Genomic DNA, 17910 nt, shown 5'->3' with positions numbered 1-17910 from the left:
TGGTTGACCCGATATTGAACCGATAAGTTTGAATAATAGCGGTTCAAAACATGGACGAGAAGCCGTCCGACGCGTAAATTTTCTCCTCAAGCGGTTCACTTTCGATCTCAACGCCGCTTTGCGCAAACCCCGCTTTTCGCGGATGTTCACGGGACAAGGAGTCAATCATGAAACGTCTTCTGGCAGGTATTTCGCTCACCCTGGCGCTGGGCACGGCGCAGGCCGCCGACATCGTCGACACCGCCAAATCTGCGGGGTCGTTCAACACCCTGGTGACCGCCGTGCAGGCGGCCGGCCTGGTGGACACGCTGAAGGGCCCGGGGCCGTTCACCGTGTTTGCGCCGACCGATGAGGCTTTCGCCAAGGTGCCGAAGGACAAGCTCGACGCGCTGTTGAAGGACAAGGCGGCGCTGACCAAGGTCCTGACCTATCACGTCGTGCCGGGCAAGGTCATGGCCAAGGACGTGAAGGCAGGCCAGGTGAAGACCGTTCAAGGCAGCCCGCTGACGGTGACGGTCAATGGCGGGACGGTCATGGTGGATAACGCCAAGGTCGTGAAGACGGACGTGGTGGCGGATAACGGCGTCATCCACGTCATCGACACTGTCCTGATGCCGAAGTAATTGGGCTGCAACGAAAGGTCTGCAATGCGCGGCCTGCAATGCGCAGGCTGCAACGATGTCGGCCTTGGTAGGCCACCGTGACGGTGCGTGGCCTACCTTTTTTGCTTTAGTCCGTATGCCGGTCCAGCGACATCGTCAGCCGGATATTGGGGCGTATCAGACGACAGCGTGGATCGCGCTGCAAGCGCTAACGGTTCAGGCCGGCGGGTACGGGCGGACGGTTGCATCCGCCTCGCGCTTGCGATGCGCGAAGTTCAGCGTCACCATCAGCCCCGCCACCATCGAAAACAGGTGCTTGAGCGTGTGGCCGCTGAGGAACGCGAAGGCATCAAAAATCTGATGGTCGAGCAGCTCTGCAGCCTTGGCCAGCACGTAGAACCCGATCGCCGCGCCAAAATACAGCCGTTCCCGCATGGGTGTGCCGTTGCGCCATTGCAGCAGCGGCACCAGCACCAGCGGCATGAATTGCACGAAAAGGTACGGACGCAGATCGCCCGTCGACGTGTGATCGGTGTACCACCACCACGCCACGCTGCCCACCGCCAGCGTGGTCCACAGCACATCGACCCAGCGGCCGTCGCCCACGGTTTCGCGCCACACAGCGGACAGGATGCCGGCGCACAGCAGCGCAATGGGCAGGCGGTCCCAGATCAGGCGCGCGTTGTCCGGCACCAGGTGATACCAGCCGGACCCGAACGCGGTCAGCAAGAGCGCAAGGAAAAACACCGTGTAGCCTGGCCGGATCGCATCCAGCGCAGGGTGCCGGCGCGAGTGCAGCACCAGCGCCAGGCCATACCACCCGACCACCGCAAAGCCCAGGTTGGACAGCACATCGCCCGCGTTGGGAATGCCCAGCCACGAGCGCTTGTCCGCAAAGTCGTGATAGTGCTCGAGCTGCGGAATCGGTCCGTAGAGCGCCAGGCCCAGCGCCACCAGGATCACCACTGTCCACGGCAGCACGCGGCGCGAGCGGGGGGAGGACATCGTTGCGGCAGATCGAGTGCTCATGCGGATTCATCCCCGGCAGGCGGGTGTGCCGGCTAGCAGTGATAGTAAAGGTGCCGCCCGGCCGCCTCCAGCCCTTCCAGGGCCCGTCCTTCAGCTTTTTTATGTCCCTGTGTATCCGCCCGCGCGGCGCGTACATGCCGACACCCAACGCCCGGCGGCCTGCGCCACAGTGACGTCCAGCAGTCATGTCCCTTTCAACACGACTTTCTGGAGCATCACCATGTCGGAACCGGTAAACGTCCAGCGGCGCCGCCTGCTGGGTACCACTTCATCGCTGGCGGGCGCCAGCCTGCTGGGCCTCGCGCTCGGCGGCAACGCGATCGCCAAGTCCGTGGCGCAGGCCCCCCAAGGCCTCATCCCCACGTTCAACAACATCCGCCAGATCCGCGCCGGCACGCTCGACGTGGGCTACGTGGACGCCGGCCCCGCCGACGGCCCCGTCGCCATCCTGCTGCACGGCTGGCCCTACGACATCCACAGCTTCATCGACGTCGTGCCGCGCCTGACCGCCGCCGGTTACCGCGTCATCGTGCCCCATCTGCGCGGCTACGGCACCACCCGGATCGTGTCGCCCGACACCCCGCGCAACGGCGAACAGGCTGTCGTCGCCGTCGACATGATTGCGCTGATGGACGCCCTGAAGATCCGCAAGGCCGTCGTCGCCGGCTTCGACTGGGGCGCGCGCACCGCCTGCATCATGGCGGCCCTTTGGCCCGAACGCTGCGAAGCGCTGGTGTCGGTCAGCGGCTACCTCATCGGCAGCCAGGAAGGCAACCGCAAACCGCTGCCGCCGCAGGCCGAACTGCAATGGTGGTACCAGTTCTACTTCGCCACCGAACGCGGCGCCGCCGGCTACGCTGCCAACGTCGACAGCTTCAACAAGCTGATCTGGCAACTGGCCTCGCCTCAATGGCGCTTTGACGACGCAACGTTTGCGCGATCCGCACGCGCCTTCAACAACCCCGACCACGTCGAGATCGTCGTGCACAACTACCGCTGGCGGCTGGGGCTGGCGCAGGGCGAAGCGCAGTACGACGCGCTCGAGACGCGCCTGGCGCAACTGCCCAAGATCGGCATTCCGTCCATCACCATGGAAGGCGACGCCAACGGCGCCCCGCATCCGCCACCCGCTGCCTACGCCGGCCAGTTCACCGGCAAATACCAGCACATCGACGTCGGCACCGGCATCGGCCACAACCTGCCGCAAGAGGCGCCCAAGGCGTTTGCCGACGCCGTGCTGCGCGTCACGCGCCTGTAGCGCAGAAACGCGTCACACCGCATCTCACCGCGACACCACGCGCCGCTCAGCCGGCGCGCGGCAGCCAGTCCGACACCGTCGCAAGCACCTGCTCGGGCATCTCCCGGTGGGGCACATGGCCGCAGTTCTCGAAGATAACCGGCCGCGCGCCCGCCAATTGCGCAATGCGCTCGGCGTGCACCGTGGACCCGTATTCATCGTTGTCGCCATGCAGCGCCAGCGCCGGACACTTCACCTGCGCCAACTGCGGATCCAGCGTCCAGTCCGCGAAGTCCGGCGACAGCCAGGTATCGATCCACGCGCTCAGCACCCAGGCCGCCTTCTCGCCGTGATACTTCTTCAGGCGGTCCAACTGTCCCGGCTGCGCGAAAGACTCCCCCGCCTGGCGGATCCCGTCCAACGTGCGTTCCTCGGCATAAACCTGCGCCGACTCGGTAATCAGCGCGCGGCAAGACTGCGGATAAGCCGCAGCGCTGGCAATCGCCATCCCCCCACCCACGCTGTGCCCGAACGCCGCGAACTCTTCCAGTTCGAGCGCCTCGCGCACGGCGCGAAATCCCTCGATAGCCTCGCGCACCACAAAGTCCACGCCCAGCGTGCCCTTGTACGGATCGGACCGGCCGAACCCCAGCCGGTCGTAGGCAATGACCTCGCGGCCCGTTGCGCCCGCCAACCGCTCCGGAAAGTCACGCCACAACTCCACGCATCCGAGCGAATCGTGCATCAGCACGATCGGCACGCCGCGCTCGCCGGAGGAGGCAGAGGCATCGGGCGTCCAGCGCCGCACAAACAGCTGGCCGCCGGCGGCGGGGACGAAGACATCTTGGAATTCGACGGACGACATCTCGGGTTCTCACGAAATAGATGGCACGGGAAGCCTCTTGAATGCGCTGGCGGCACGCCAGCCGCCTCCCCGGGGACAGTGCGAAATAGTAGCGTAGGCGCGCAGCGCACACCGCCACGACGCCCCACGAACCCGATGCCGGGTTGCCGCCGTCCGGGCGGCAGCAACCCGGCGGCCCCGCAGATTTCCTGCCCTGAATACAGGTCTTGTAGCGCCCATACCAAAGACCCTGGCAGCACGGCGTCGTGGTCACCGGGGAGGCGAGCGCCGTCGATGCGCCCGAGGGAATCGGAAGGCAGTCGCCGGAGGCGACAACGACGATGACGACGGGGGAGTCCGGAGCGAAGGCTCCGGACCGCAATCGTGGGCGATCGCCTCCCCGGTGACCGCGGCGTCGGGCGACCTACGAAGATCCACGTGGCAGCAAGATCACCAACCGCGAAGCCCTCACACGCCCGTCGCCCGCCCGACGTTCAACACCCTCACCCATCACACCGGTATCAAAGCCGTGACGTTAAGAATGGAATTGCTACGGCCTCACGGCGTACGGTGGCCGCAAGCACAACATTTGTCGCATTACACCCGCCGCCCGCACGCCGATCCGCAGCAGCGCGCCGCTACGATGGCCGCACTCACCACCGCACCAGGAGCAAGTCATGAAGATCCCTTTCCGCCACCTAGCCGTCGCCGCAGCCCTCATCGCGGCGCAGTGCTACGCAGGCGTCGCCAGCGCCCAGTGGCTCGATGCCGTAAAGGGACAGATGGAGAGCCAAGGCAGCTCAACTCAGGGCGGGTCAACCCAAGGCGGCATCCTGCAAGGCCTAGGCAACAGCCTGCCGCTCTCTTCGCTCACCCCCGCCTCAGCCGGCAACGCAGCCGGCGTGCTCGAGTTCTGCATGAAAAACAACTACCTGGCCGGCGGCGATGCCCAGGCCCTGAAAGACAAACTGATGGGCAAGATCGGCGGCGGCTCAACGCAGAAAGCCAAATCGGATTCCGGGTACCTTGCCGGCCTGCAAGGCCTCCTAAACGGCAGCGACGGCAAATCGGTAGACCTGAGCGGCGGCGGGCTGAAAGAGGAACTCACCCGCAAGGCCTGCGATCAGGTCCTCAAACACGCGAAGTCCTTCCTGTAATCAGGCGCACACAGCGGTGCGCCAGCCTTCGCGCGCCGCCGTCACTTCACCGTCCCAAAAATATCCTCCCGCGCCGCACGGCTCAACGCCACCACCGCCGGATGCTCCAACCGCTGCTCGGTCGTGATCGCGTAAAACTGCTCCTTCACGTCCGCCGCGTGCCCGATCACGCGCACCCGATACTGCTTGCACAGATACGCCGCCGTCGCCGTCGGCGCAACAAACAGCCCCGTTCCCGTCTGCCCGAAAGAATTCATCAGCGCACTATCGTCGAATTCACCCACGATGCGTGGCCGGATGTCATGCTCATCGAACCATTGCAACAGCCGCGGCCGGATCGCGGCGTCTTCGCCCGGCAAGAGGAACGGCGCCTGGTCCAGCAGCGCCGGAAACGTTCCCGTCAGACTGTCCAGCAACGGCGGCGATCCAAAGAACGTCAGCCCGCATTCCCCCAGCAGATGGCTGAACCCCCGCACATTCAGATTGTTCGGCATCGGCCGATCCGCGATCACCATATCGAAGCGATGCACCGCCAGATCCGCCAGTAGAAACGGCAACCGCCCCTCACGGCAGATCAGCCGCACGTCCTGGTCCAGATGCAATGCCGGCTCGATCATCCGGTACACCATCGCCTTCGGCATGCCCTCGGCCACCCCCACCTTGAACTCCAACGCACGCCGCGCCGGACGCTCGCGCAGGTCGTCCAGCAGTTCGTCGCCCATCGTGAAAATCCGGTCCGCATATAACAGCGCATGGCGGCCGACATCGGTCAGTTCCAGACCGCGGCCCGCGCGACGGAACAGTTCCGTGCCGAGTGTGGATTCCAGCTCCTGGATCTGGCCGCTGATCGATTGCGGCGTGCGCTGAAGCTGCTGTGCCGCGCGGGCGATGCTGCCCGCCTTCGCGACCGTCCAGAAATAGCGCAGATGCTTGTAGTTGAGAGTGACCATGGCTGATCAATCCAAAAAATCTGACTATCGGGTCATCATAATGCGGATTGTTGGAGGAATCGCCCCGCACTAGACTGGCCTCGTGCGATTGCAGTTCTTGTTTTCCCATTGCGCGGCGCACGCGGCGCGATGGAAGGAGGCGCCTCTCATGAACCGGGTCGAAACCTTTGCCACGCTGCCGATGTGGGCGGGGTTCGTGGGATTCGTGCTGATCGTGCTGGCGCTGGACCTCTATGCGTTCGGTGGGCGCCGCGCCCACCGCGTATCCTCGCGCGAGGCGCTCTGCTGGGTGGGCGCGTGGATGACGCTTGCCACGCTGTTCGGGGGCCTGATGTGGTGGTATCTGGACGCCACCCTGGGCCGGGCGGTCGCACATCAGAAGGCGCTGGAGTTCTACACCGGCTATCTCATCGAACTGTCCCTGTCCGTGGACAACATGTTCGTGTTCTCGCTGATCTTCACGTACTTCGCCGTGCCGCTGGAACTGCAGCGGCGCGTGCTGCTGTACGGCGTGCTGGGCGCCATCGTCATGCGCGTCAGCATGATCCTGGCCGGCGTGTGGCTGCTGTCCCAGTTCGTGTGGCTGTTCTATGTGCTGGGCGCCTTCCTGATCTTCACGGGCTTGAAGATGCTGTTCACCGCCGGCCGACAGCCGGACATCGCCCGCAATCCGCTGGTACGCTTTCTGCGATCCACCATGCGGATCACCAAGGACTATCACGGCCAGTCGTTCTTCGTGCGCATCGACGGGTTGCGCTACGCGACGCCGATGTTCGTCGTGCTGATTGTCATCGAAGCGACGGACGTGGTGTTTGCCGTGGACAGCATCCCCGCCATCTTTGCCGTGACGACCGATCCGTTCATCGTCTTCACATCCAACATTTTTGCCATCATGGGCCTGCGGGCGCTGTATTTCCTGCTGGCGGACATGGTGGCGCGGTTTCACTATCTCAAGTATGGCCTTGCGTCGGTGCTGGTCATCATTGGCGGCAAGATGCTTGCCGAACAATGGGTCCACGTGCCGGTGCACTGGTCGCTTGGGGTGGTGGGCGTGATCCTGCTGGCGTCGGTGGGCGCAAGCTGGGTGATGCCCGGAAGGGGCGCGCACAAGCCCGCGCGCAACGAAGCCAGGAAGTCATGAACCGGAGGTCTGCCATGAACACGATCATTCTTGCCACCGACGGCTCGCTGCACAGCGATGCGGCGGCCCGATTTCTGGTGGAAAGTCCCTTGCTGAATCGCGATTTCGTCGTGCACGTGGTGCACTGCGAACCCGATGTGGCCGGTGACGTGAAGTCCTTCATCGGCAAGGCGGACATCGACGCTTGGCACCACGAGGAAAGCGGCAAGGCGATGCAATCGGTGGTCGGCATCCTGACCGCCGCCAACGTCGGCCACGAATGCCACGAGCTTGTCGGCTTCACGCCGGAGAAAATTGTCGAGTATGCAAAGCAGATCGATGCCGGGGCGATCGTGATCGGCTCGCATCATCACAGCCCGCTGATCAACGCCATCCGCGGCTCGGTCAGCGGGCGGATCCTGGCGCACTCGCCCTGTCCGGTGATGCTTGTCTGAGGCGGCGGTACGGCGCAGAGGCCGGCCTGTTTGACACGCCGATCCCGCGGCGCGGGCCGCGGGGGCGTGGCAGTGGTATCTTCTGCGAATCTTTCGCTTTGCACCCTGCGCCCATGTCCGACGTTCCCGTTCCCGCCGATTCGCCCGTTTCCGACGGGCCGGCGGCCCCCCACCGGCCCTTCATCCAGAATGCTGGCACCCGGCGCACCCTGCATTTCACGCAGCAGGAGATCCAGAGCAGCATGTCGCTGCTGAATCCGGATGCGCTCGAAATCGAATACACGCGGATGATGATGGGCTTCGTGCTGTTCAAGCCGGAGCCGGCGGACATCCTGATGGTGGGACTGGGGGGCGGATCGCTGCCCAAGTTCTGCCACCGTTATCTGACGGGGGCGCACGTCACGGTGGTGGAAATCGATCCCGCCGTCATCGCGCTGCGCGACGCCTTCATGGTGCCGCCGGACAGCGCGCGCTTTCAGGTCATCCAGGCCGATGCCGCGCAGCATCTTGCCGGGCTGACGGACGCCGCCGATGTGATCCTGCTGGACGGATTCGTGGCCGGCGGCATTCCGGATGCCCTGTGTTCCGCCGGCTTCTACGCCGACTGCCATCGGGCCCTGCGCGACGACGGCATCCTGGTGATCAACTTCCACGTCAACCACCCCATGCATCACGAATACCTGGACCGCGTGCGCGACGCGTTCGGCTCGTCGATGTTCGAGGTGGTCGACGACGACATGACCAACAGCATCGTGTTCGCCTGCAAGGGCAACCTGCTGGACAACCCGGCGGCTGCGCAACTTACGCGGCCAGCCACGATGCCCAAGGATGCCTGGCGCCAGCTCATGCCGACGATGCGCGTGATCGGGGCGACGCTGGAACTGCGCTGATTCTGGCGATGCGCTATGCCGAATCGCTCAGCATGATTGACAGCAGCTCCCTGGTGGCGCGCGACAGGGCGCCGGGCGTCTGCGCGCCACCTTTCTCGGCGAGTGTTTTCGTCAGGTTCGACACCGTCTGCGCGACAGCGTCGTCGTCCAGCACCTTGGGTCCGGTTTCTTCTGTTGGGACGGGCGGCGGCGTGATGTGTTTCTTGGCCGCCTTCAGCAGCTCCGCCACCGGATCGGCCTTGCCCCGCGCGTTGACGCGGTCCGTCATCGCGGTGGCCAGGCTTTTGCCGCCGCTGCGGGTACGCAGGCCGGATCGCTCGCTGGCGGCTTCCCACGCGCCGCGCTGCGCGGCATAGGCCGTCAGCAGCGCGAAGCGGTCCGCGTCGATGAGCAGCGGCGATTCCGCCACCGCTATCAACAGGGACTGGTACGCGGCGCTGGCGGCCGTGGCGTCGTTGCCGATCAGCGCCTTGGAGACGTCCTTCCACAGATGATGGAACGGCAGCGTGGTGGCCGCGGCGAACATGTCCGCGCCCAGCGTCGCGCGCTGCTCAAAGGCCAGGACCAGATAATCGACGTCGTTGACCGGCTCCGGTTTGCCTGCGCCGTTCTGGCGGTGCAGCACGCCATCGACGAGTTGCAGCCCCGACAGCTTGTCCTGCGAATCCGCGCCCGCCAGGACGCGGTAGCCGCTGCGCCGCAATGCGTCGCCATCGTACACGCCAAAGCGCACGCTGACGCCGTCGGTGCCGAACAGTTTGGCGAGCGGCGTGAGCAGGCTTTCGCCTGTCTTGACGATCGCCCCGCCGACCGGGCCGCCCAGCATCGTGACCGCGGTGGACACGAAATCCAGGATGCCGCGCGACAGGCTGCTGTCGGCGAAACGGCACAGCGCCGCGTACATCTCCAATCCATCGCTGGCGTACGGGACGTTGCGCGCAACATAGACATCCCGGAAGGCGACACGGCGCGCCCCGGCGTCGGGCGCCGCCGCGCCCAGCGCCTGCTGGATGAGGTCGTAGCCGACGATGTAGGGAATCTCGCGCCGGGTGCCCTCAGCGCCGTAGCGCAGAAAGAACGTGCACAGCGGCAGGAACTGGCTGAGATAGGTGCCCGCGTCGCACAGGCGCATTTCGACCAGCCGGACGCTGAAGTAGCACTGGCCGGGCACGAAGGCGGCGCCGTCCATGCCCGCAGCCAGCGCGGGCGTGCCGCCGGGCGGCTCGATCTCCGCGTAGAAGTTGCGTCCCGCAGGCACGGTCGGCAGCAGCGCGCCCGCGCCGTCGCCGCCAGCCGCCTTGCCGCCGATGCCGCGCAGCATGCCGAATATTCCGTCCATGTCAGCTCCTTGTGCCGCGGGACCGCCGCCCGCTCAGTCGCGCACGATGGCCATTGCCGATGCCCACGTCGGCAGGTCGCCCGCGTCGCCCTGCGCGGCCTTGCACGCATAGCGGTAGGCCTCCGCCAGGTCCTTGGGCTGCGTCGCATCCAGGTACACGTCGTAAAAGCGCTGGATGTAGCGGGCGCAGGATTCTTCCTCGACCTGCCAGCGAAAGGCCAGCACGCCGGCCGCGCCCGCGCGCATGACCTCCAGCGCGGTGCGCACCGACGCGCCGCTGCACGAAGACAGCACCAGCAGCTTGCACTTGCCGGCCTCCATCCACTGCCCGATCAGCCGGATCGACAATTGCCAGGCCTCGCCGTCCTCGCCTGGCAGCACCAGCATCGTGCTTTCGCCTTCGGACACCGAATGGCCGGCAAAGTGAAAGATGTCGTAGTTGCCCGTCCGCAGGCGGTCTTCGATGCGGCGTTGCAGGTCCGCGCCCACGAGCCCCCCTTCATCGGCGGCACGCACGTGGTCGATGATCAGGTGCCCCGGCGCGCGCGCGGCCAGTTCCGCAAGGTGCTCGCGCTCCTTGGCCACGGATTGCAGCGGCCCGAACTCCATCGCCGGCAGCGCGGGCCCGCCGTCCTCGCGCCGGAAGGTGACGGTGCCAAACACCGAACTGGCGTCCATGAACAGCATCCGCACCGGCTGGCCGGGCGTGCGCGCGTCCGGCTCCCAGCGCGGCGCGGGCGCCATGCCGTCCAGATGCAGGCGCCGCGCCATCGGCAGTTCCAAACACAGGTAACGCCCGCTGTCGGCGCCGAACTCGCGGCCCATCTCGAAGGGCAGGTTGAACAGGCGCGACACCTCCTGGCTGGCCAGGTTGAATTCAAAGCGCAGGTCCAGACCCGCGAAGGCCCCCGCGCCCGGCGACACCTCCTCGTCGCGCGCCCGCTGGATCAGCTTGGCGACCGGCGCGCCCAGGCTGTGGGTCACCATGGCGCTGAAGACATCCTCGCCCACGCCGCTCAGGTCTTTCAGCCATTGCGGCGCCTTGGTCTCGCCCAGATAGGGGCTGAAGGTCTCGATACGGCCCACCAGCGCGGTGATGCGGTCGCGCTCCTTGTACGGCATGTCCTGAGACGAATACTCGTGGCGTCCCATCTGGATGCGGTAGGTGATCGAGTGCTCGCCCACGCGAATGATCAGCCGCCGCCGGCGCTTGGGCGCCAGCGGCGTCAGGCAGGTGAGCACGGTGGCGACTTCCGCGCCGCTGTTGACGTTGGCCTTCGCATCGTTGGTCCACATGAAGACCTGGGGACGTTCCAGCACATAGCGCTGCACCAGTTCGGGCGGGTCGACCGCCAGCACCAGCAGCGGGACCGACGAGCGCGCGGCGATCCATTCCAGCAGTTCCACGGCTGCCGCGCCGGGCTTGCCGCGTTTGCTGGCCGTGGAGCCGAGCCGGGCGTCGATAATGACGAGCCGGGGTTCGATGCGGGGCGTGGACATGTCCCATGATTCGAGCTGCGTCTTGGCGCTTTCCAGCGACGTGCGGCGGCGCAGCTCCGCGCCGACGAACGGCGCAATCGCGGGGTACTGCTGGACTAGGCGATGCAACTGGGCAAGGTTGTTGGCCCAGTCGTCCTCGTGCTCGTCGTTCATGCTGGCCAGCAGAATGAAATTCGGTCCGGCGGCGTCTTGTTCCATGATGGCGATTCCATGATCCCGATGGCCTAGCCGGCGCGCAGCGGCAGGATCAGCGTGAACGCGCGCCACGGCGGCGTGACGGACTCGTAGGCCTGCGGCGGCGCATCCGATAGCGGCGGGTCGGTGACAAGCGCGCCGCCGTGGTCGATCACCGTTTCCTGGATCTGGGTGATGGCGATGCTGGCGCCGTCGTGCGCCGCGCGTTCGGCGTTGAGCAGCGCGTCGTCGGGCACGGCGTGCACCGGCGGGTCGGACTCCCACACCTGCTCCTCGCTCAAGCCAAAGCGGATCTCGCAGCCGTCCGGCCCGGTGTCCAGGTCGATCGTGACGCGGGCGTCGTCTGCGTTGCGGCAGCGAAGCAGGTAATCGATCATCGACCGGAAGGCCGCGGACAGCGCCTGCGCATCGCCCGACACGGTCGGACCGTCGCGCGAGGGCGAGTGGTTCGTGAACGCGATCCGGCGCTGATCGCGCGCGGGCAAGGCGGTCACCACCTCCTGCAGGCGCGCGCCCAGTTCCACGTCGCTATGCATGGCGCGCGTGCGCCGCCGCGATTCGCTGGCGCCGGCCAGCCGCTCGAACGTAATGTCGGCCTTGCCGATCTCGGCCACGATGCGTTGGCTCAGATCCTGCGCCTGCGCCGCAACGACGTCCGCCGGCGTGCCCTGGCGGGCGTCGTCGTGCAGCAGCACGGTCTGCGACGTCAGGCTGCACGCCAGCGACAACGAGGTGCGTGTCTGCCGGGCCACTTCGGCCACGGTCTCGCGCAGATAACGCAGGTCGCGCGCCCAGCCCAGATCCGCGATGTCGGTGAAGAACCAGATCGACATGTCCAGACTGGGATCCAGGTCGGTCCGCGTGGCCAGCACGGAGCGCGGCTGGCCGGTACTGTCCAGCAGTTCGATACGCTCGCGCTTGACGGTAAAGGTGGAGGTCAACACGCCCAGCGTCGCTTCGTCGCCCGCGATGGCGTAATCGGTGATCGACGGCGATTCGGTCTGGCTGCGTCCGCGCCGCGGTTCCGCGCCCAGCATGTCGGTCGCCACGCGGTTCATCTCGATGACGGCGCCCTCGCGTCCCACAAACACCACGGCCTGCTCGGTTTCCGCCATGAGGCTTTGCTTGGTCTGGCTGAGCAGATGCTGGGCCAGGCCTTCTTCCAGCGACGCGATGATCTGCATCAGGTCGTCGATATCCGGGCCCTTGAACGCATGCGACACCGAGGACTCCACGTCCAGCAGCCACCGTATCCGGCCGTTCAGATGGATGGGGACGGTCATGGCCGAGCGCAGCGGCCGCTTCGGGCCGCCATAGCCGTGCTGCGCGTAGATGGGGTTGCCGATGTCGTCCACCGCCAGCAGGCACCCCTGCGCCAGCGTCGCGCCCAGCATGCCCTTGTCGGTGGGTTGCTGATAACCGGGCGGCAGCTCATAAGCGGGCGCCAGGCTGTGCTGCGTGACGACCTCGAACCGGTTCTCCTGGCGGTTGACGCGGTACAGCGCCACGTGGTCCCACGAGAAATGCTGTGCGAGCTGGACGATGATCTCATCGGCCGCCTGGCGCAGCGAGGCGGCGGCCATCACCTTGCGCCGCAGGGAATCCGCGAACTCGGCGCGCTCGTCGTCGCGTTCCTTTTCAAAGCGCATCAGCACGGGTTCAAGGTCCAGCGTGCGCAGCATTTCCAGTTGCGGCTCCCCATACGCGCCCGGCTGCCGCGAGCACAGGCTGAGCGCCGAGCTGTAGCCGTCCGGGCGTGTTACGGGCAGCGTGACCGAGGCCTCGATGCCCAGGTCCTGGTAGCAGCGCACGACCTCGTTGCCGGGCTCGGGCATGTTCTCGCGGACGAACGCGCCGATCTCGTCGACCCACGTTCGGCCGGAATCCAGGAACGCACGTATCGTGGGCGGCAAGTCCATCCAACGCGCGGGCCACAGCTCCACGCCTTCCGGGCGCACCGCGATCGCGCGAAACAGCGACACGTCGTTGCCATAGATGCCGAACACCGCGTGTTCGAACGGGATAAGACGCCGAATCTGCTCCAGGATGCGGTCCAGCTTGGCGCGCCAGCCGCCAATTGCCGGGTCCAGCGCGATGCGCCGGATCTCGTCGCGGGCGGATTCCAGCGTGCGCGACTGGATGACGGCAATCACGCCCAGCAACTGGCCGTTCGGCGCGGGATCAGGCGTCATGACCAGCTCGAACTGCCGGTCGGCGTCGTCCGGGACGGGAATGGCGATGGTCACGGCGACCATGGCATCGCCTTCCGTGTCCTCGATGCAGCGCAGGATGGCGCGCTGCACCGGTCCGCCGTCGGACGGCCGGAAATGCGCCGCCAGCCGGGTGCCGCACAGCGCGTCGCGCGGCAGGCCCAGCGTGCGCGCCGCCTCGGGGTTGGCAAAGCGGATCACGCCTTGAATGTCCAGCCGGAACACCGCGTAGGGCGTGCGCTCGAACCGGTGGGCCTCGGCGTCGCGGAACGGCGAGCCGTCATTGACCAGCACGATGAGTTCGCCGCTGTCCAGCGTGCACAGCGGGATGAGCTGCGCGGGCACGCGCGCGCCGCCGGGGCGCCGATACACGACGTCGACGGCGCCGTCGCCCATGCGCAGCGGTTTGGCAAGGCCGTAGACCTGGCTGACGTGGCGGCCGACGAGCGCATCGCGCGCCAGCGGCAGGACGCTGCTGGCCGCCACGATCTCGCCGGTGGCGGCCAGCACGAGGCAAGGCACGCCGACCTGGGACAGCACGCGCGCAACCTCCGCGGGCTCGCCAAACAGGGAAAACTCGCGCAGCGCCGCGTCCCGGGGAAGCGCCGGGGCGTCGCGATAGGGTTCCATCTCTGTCATGACAAGACCTCTTCACCTGCCGTCACCGCTTGATGAACGCGATGACCTGCTGTTGCGTGCCCTTGTCGTTGTCGAATCCGCCGTGCGTGCTGGACGCCACCGGCGCCACGCGGGCGGTGGCGGACGGGCTGCCGGCCGGCGAGACGTGGACCGCATCGCACGGAATGGCGGCCTCGCGAAAGTAGCGTTCCATACCCAGCAGCGGCGTGGTGGTGCCGCCTTCGAACGATTCGCTGACCAGGTACAGCAGCGAGCGCCGGTACGGCCCGCAGGTCGGGTCGTCTTCTTCGGCGCGATCCGACAGATGGAATTGCTGATAGCGCTTCACGCGGCTGCCCAGGTGTGGCACGACCAGGTCCTGGAAGGTCTTCATCGTGACGGCGGGCGCCATCAGGCTCAGCGATTCCAGTTCCCCGCCGTCGGCCGTCAGGCGTTTGACGAAGTGGCTGGCGACGATGGCGCCCGCCGAATGGCCCACGATGTGCAGGCGCACGCGGCCGCGCGCAACATGCGTCTTGAAGTGCTTGTACAGCAGGATCATCGCGGCCTCTTCGCCGCCATTGACGGCCGGCTCGCTCATGGCTTCGGCGTTCTGCTTCATCTCGCCCCAGATCACGGTGCCGGGGCGCGCCAGCCAACGTTCAAGCCGCTGGTTCCACCAGCGTTCCAGCCGCTCGCCGATGCCGCCGGTGGTGCGCGGCACATTGCTCGCCGCGTCGCGGATGATGTTCTTCACGGTGCTGATGAAGTCCGTTTCCCACATCAGGAAGACGGGGAAGATCTGGTTGTCGTACAGCAGCGGAATCCATTCGGCGGCGGCCTCGGCCGCGTCGTTCTCGCCGACCAGGCCGCCGTGCGCGTAGACGCAGACATCCATCGGCTTGTCCTTCAGATTCCAGCGTTCGCGCGCGGCGCCCATGTGCACATCCACGATGGCGCGCAGGTCGTCCTGTGTGGTGCGAAAGGCGCCGCTATTGCTGAGCTTGCCGTTGTTGCCGACGTTGACGATGAAGGGCGTAAGCTCGCGGTCGCGCAGCACCTTGCCCGCCGCCAGCGTCACCTTCTGACCTTCCGTGCGCAGGCTGATGCTGTTGGCGATCCGCTCGTGCTCGTGCGTGACCACGCCCAGTTGCACCACCCAGCAGTCCATTGCGTTGCGCAGCCAGTCGTCATAGGTCAGCACGGCCATGCCGTGCGTGCCCCATTCCTCGCCCCACGAGTTCTGGATCAGAAAGCCGTCCTGCGTGTAGCCGACGATGACAAAGGCGTGGCCCTGCATCGCCATGTCCTGCCCGGTGGACGGAATGACCCAGAACGGCCGGGTGACGGGCGTGGGCTCGTCGTCGTGCGGCGTGACGCCGTGCCCGTCGTCCCAGCCGTCGTGGCAGCCCGCGCTGGCGTACAGAATGCCGACCTCGTTCAGCGCGGCGTGCATTTCCACGATGCTGCGCGTGTCGATCCGGTAGTAGGCGCCCAGCGGCCGCTTCACGGCGTCCAGCCACCAGTCGTCTTCGGGGCGCTTGGCCGCAGGCGGCATGTCGATGGTGGGGAACAGGCCCTGCGCGCAGGCGCCATGCCGGAACCAGCCCTTCAACGCGCCGCGCAGGCTGGAGCCGCTGTCGTCGACCGATCCCGGAAACTCGTCATAGCGCCGGGCCATGGAATACAGCATGTAGGGCGAAATGGCGGGGCGCGAGTCGCGCTCGGACTTGCGCAGCAGGTATTCGACCACCGTGGACAGCGCAAAGCCGGTGCAGGCCGACGTTTCGCCCTGGTGCTTCACCGTCAGTCCCATCACGGGGATCATCTCTGCCTTGGGCGTGACGGAAATGTTGGGTCGGAACAGGATGTCGCGCGCGTCGAAGGCATCGGGCTTGGCGGACCGCTCAAATAGCCGCGCGGCCGGGGCGTCATCCTGCTTGCGGCGCTTGCGGGCCTTCGCGGGCGGATCTTCCGGCGCCGGGGCGGACGCTTGCGTCACGCGTTTGGGCTTTTTCTTTGCCGCGGGCTTGGCCGCCGTGCGCGCTGCCGCCTTTCGGGTCGCCATGTCGTTCTCCCAATGCCGGCGGCCGGCTAGGACGCCAGCTTCAAGCTGGCGATGTAGCGCGGCGCGTCGGCGGCCAGCTTGGCCTCTACGTCGTCGCGCAGCTGTTCATACAGGGCGGCGTTCAGCGTCAGGCGCTGCGCGCAGGCCCAGAAGTTCACCTGGCGCGCGCCCCACTGCGCAAACAGGAAACGCTTGCGGCTGTCCACGGCGCGAAAGTAGTAGGCGCCCAGCGCCATCGACAGCCCGCCGCCGCGATCGCGCTGCACCGCGCCCAGCTGGAAGTTGCCGCCCGACTGCGACGACGCGTGAAAGTCGAAGAGCTTCACGGTGTCGTCGTCTTCGGCCAGCTGGCCCAGCGCGGTCACGGCCTGGTCCAGCACCGCCAGCTGATCGCGCCGCGCGACGGCCAGCAGCAGATCGACGGCCACCTGGTCCATGCGGAACTCGCGCTCGTCTTCCTCGTGATGGGTGAAACTCATCTGTCCGCTCGTCCACCCCAGGTTCTCCAGCACTTCCACGTAGGTCTGATACCAGGCCTGCGACTGGGTGAATCTGTCATGCGCGGCGCTGGCCGCGCGTTGCGCCAGCTGCAGCGAATACAACACGTCGCCGCGTTCCTGCTCCTGCAGGCCCGCCGCAAACGACAGCACGCTGCCGGCGTTGATGCTGGCCTGCGGCGCCTGCCGTGCGGTCTTGCCCGCGGCGCCGGCACGCAAGACGGCGCCAGAACGCTTGGCGGGCGCGCGCCGCCGCGCGACGGGCATGCCGGGCGGCTCCAGCGTCTGCACCGCCAGATCGTTCAGGTAGCCGTGGATACCAACCGCGTTGACGCCGTGGTCCGGCATGGTCGAGGTGGGCGCGGCGCTTTTGGATGCACGGCGCGCGGGCGGACGCGGCGGCGGGGCGGGCGACACCAGCGCGCCGTCCTCGGAAAACGTGGCGGCCAGGATGAAGTCCGCTTCCGCCGCGGAATAAGCGGGGTCCCAGTGCGAGTTTTCGGGGACGTGGCAGTGGCCGAAATGCCCGCTGGCCGAATCCCAGATGGCGGGGTCGCGGTTGTGGCCGCCGGGATCCTTGCCGTTCTTGGCTGGCAGCGGGCGGCCAGACGGCCACTTGCGCGGGATGCCGTGCTGTTCCTCGATCCAGCGGCACAGGCGCGCCACGTTGGTCAGCGCGCGGCTGTCCTTGGGCAGATGCGCGAATCCCACCAGCTCGATCTGCACCGCCGAATCGCGGTTGGTCTGCACGCCGCCCGCATCGTTGCGCAGCGCTCGCGCGCCTTCGGCGGTGTCGACGTGCTGGAAGATGGTGGTGGCGTCGACCGTGAAGTGGGGGTCGGAGCGGTTGCGGCGAAACGCGTCCATCGCGCCCTGCGCGGTGCTGCCTTCGGTGGTGTGATGGACGATCTTGAAGGGGCCGCCAAGATGAGGCCCGCACGAACCCGATATGGGCCGCCACGTCGCAAAAGGACATCGTGCCATTGATGGTCTCCTGGGAACGGGCGCGGATGTTCTTGGCAAGACGACATGACGACGATGATGCGGCGCCCATTGGAGGGATATATATGCGGACCTCATCCGCCTTGCTAGTATCCGAAAGTATTAATCCTTGAATTTGCAATGGTGCTTACGCATCATCCGGCCCCGCTTGCGCTCGTCCAGAGGGATGAGGCGCGGCGGCCGGGGGCATGCGGCGG

Annotated in this window: 15 protein-coding genes; 6 read left to right on the top strand and 9 right to left on the bottom strand. The window is 66.6% G+C overall.

Annotated elements, in window-relative coordinates; all coding sequences use genetic code 11:
* Positions 1-43: 43 nt before the first annotated feature.
* Positions 44-169: a hypothetical protein gene (locus tag B3098_RS14365; RefSeq protein WP_263597313.1), complete on the bottom strand. Its 126-nt coding sequence runs from the start codon at positions 167-169 to the stop codon at positions 44-46.
* Here B3098_RS14365 and B3098_RS14360 point away from each other — a divergent pair.
* The gene (locus B3098_RS14360; protein ID WP_056565359.1) at positions 168-623 is read left to right on the top strand and encodes a fasciclin domain-containing protein; all 456 of its coding nucleotides are present in this window, start codon (positions 168-170) and stop codon (positions 621-623) included. The genes B3098_RS14365 and B3098_RS14360 overlap by 2 nt on opposite strands.
* A gap of 195 nt (positions 624-818) precedes the next feature.
* On the opposite strand, the gene B3098_RS14355 is transcribed toward B3098_RS14360, so the two are convergent.
* Positions 819-1631, bottom strand: a complete 813-nt coding sequence (locus B3098_RS14355; protein WP_279975792.1) for a hypothetical protein — start codon at positions 1629-1631, stop codon at positions 819-821.
* A 220-nt stretch (positions 1632-1851) separates the two neighbouring features.
* On the opposite strand from B3098_RS14355, the gene B3098_RS14350 reads away from it, so the two are divergent.
* On the top strand, positions 1852-2889 hold the full coding sequence (locus B3098_RS14350; RefSeq protein ID WP_239215246.1) for an alpha/beta fold hydrolase: 1038 nt from the start codon (positions 1852-1854) through the stop codon (positions 2887-2889).
* Between the two features lie 46 nt (positions 2890-2935).
* Here the strand turns inward: B3098_RS14350 and B3098_RS14345 are convergent, their stop codons facing one another.
* Entirely contained in the window at positions 2936-3733 is a 798-nt protein-coding gene (locus B3098_RS14345; RefSeq protein WP_286897229.1) for an alpha/beta fold hydrolase, read from the bottom strand.
* A gap of 656 nt (positions 3734-4389) precedes the next feature.
* Here B3098_RS14345 and B3098_RS14340 point away from each other — a divergent pair.
* Positions 4390-4869 carry a DUF2501 domain-containing protein gene (locus tag B3098_RS14340; protein ID WP_286897227.1) on the top strand — a complete coding sequence of 160 codons (480 nt, stop codon included), beginning with the start codon at positions 4390-4392 and terminating at the stop codon, positions 4867-4869.
* 41 nt (positions 4870-4910) lie between these two features.
* On the opposite strand, the gene nhaR is transcribed toward B3098_RS14340, so the two are convergent.
* Positions 4911-5819 carry a transcriptional activator NhaR gene (nhaR, locus tag B3098_RS14335; protein ID WP_286897226.1) on the bottom strand — a complete coding sequence of 303 codons (909 nt, stop codon included), beginning with the start codon at positions 5817-5819 and terminating at the stop codon, positions 4911-4913.
* 148 nt (positions 5820-5967) lie between these two features.
* On the opposite strand from nhaR, the gene B3098_RS14330 reads away from it, so the two are divergent.
* From B3098_RS14330 to B3098_RS14320, 3 genes are all read left to right on the top strand, one after another.
* A complete protein-coding gene (locus B3098_RS14330; protein ID WP_286897224.1) occupies positions 5968-6960 on the top strand; it encodes a TerC family protein in 993 nt (330 codons plus the stop codon).
* A gap of 14 nt (positions 6961-6974) precedes the next feature.
* The gene (locus B3098_RS14325; protein WP_175123803.1) at positions 6975-7394 is read left to right on the top strand and encodes a universal stress protein; all 420 of its coding nucleotides are present in this window, start codon (positions 6975-6977) and stop codon (positions 7392-7394) included.
* Positions 7395-7507: 113 nt separating this feature from the next.
* Positions 7508-8284, top strand: a complete 777-nt coding sequence (locus tag B3098_RS14320; RefSeq protein ID WP_286897222.1) for a fused MFS/spermidine synthase — start codon at positions 7508-7510, stop codon at positions 8282-8284.
* A 13-nt stretch (positions 8285-8297) separates the two neighbouring features.
* On the opposite strand, the gene B3098_RS14315 is transcribed toward B3098_RS14320, so the two are convergent.
* Genes B3098_RS14315 through B3098_RS14295 form a run of 5 tightly spaced genes read right to left on the bottom strand, consistent with a single transcriptional unit; the run spans position 8298 to position 17695 of the window.
* Entirely contained in the window at positions 8298-9623 is a 1326-nt protein-coding gene (locus B3098_RS14315) for a hypothetical protein (protein ID WP_286897221.1), read from the bottom strand.
* Between the two features lie 33 nt (positions 9624-9656).
* Complete coding sequence (locus B3098_RS14310; RefSeq protein ID WP_286897219.1) at positions 9657-11321, bottom strand: CHAT domain-containing protein; 1665 nt, start codon at positions 11319-11321, stop codon at positions 9657-9659.
* A gap of 26 nt (positions 11322-11347) precedes the next feature.
* Entirely contained in the window at positions 11348-14167 is a 2820-nt protein-coding gene (locus B3098_RS14305; RefSeq protein ID WP_286897218.1) for a PAS domain-containing protein, read from the bottom strand.
* Between the two features lie 22 nt (positions 14168-14189).
* Positions 14190-16214: a C1 family peptidase gene (locus B3098_RS14300; RefSeq protein ID WP_279975921.1), complete on the bottom strand. Its 2025-nt coding sequence runs from the start codon at positions 16212-16214 to the stop codon at positions 14190-14192.
* A 26-nt stretch (positions 16215-16240) separates the two neighbouring features.
* Entirely contained in the window at positions 16241-17695 is a 1455-nt protein-coding gene (locus tag B3098_RS14295) for a peptidoglycan recognition protein family protein (protein WP_286897217.1), read from the bottom strand.
* Between the last annotated feature and the right edge of the window lie 215 nt (positions 17696-17910).

This window comes from Achromobacter sp. UBA2119 (assembly GCF_002331005.1).
GTDB lineage: Bacteria > Pseudomonadota > Gammaproteobacteria > Burkholderiales > Burkholderiaceae_B > Achromobacter > Achromobacter animicus.
Note: the sequence above shows the minus strand (reverse complement) of the source record. Positions and strands in the feature narration are given on the sequence as shown.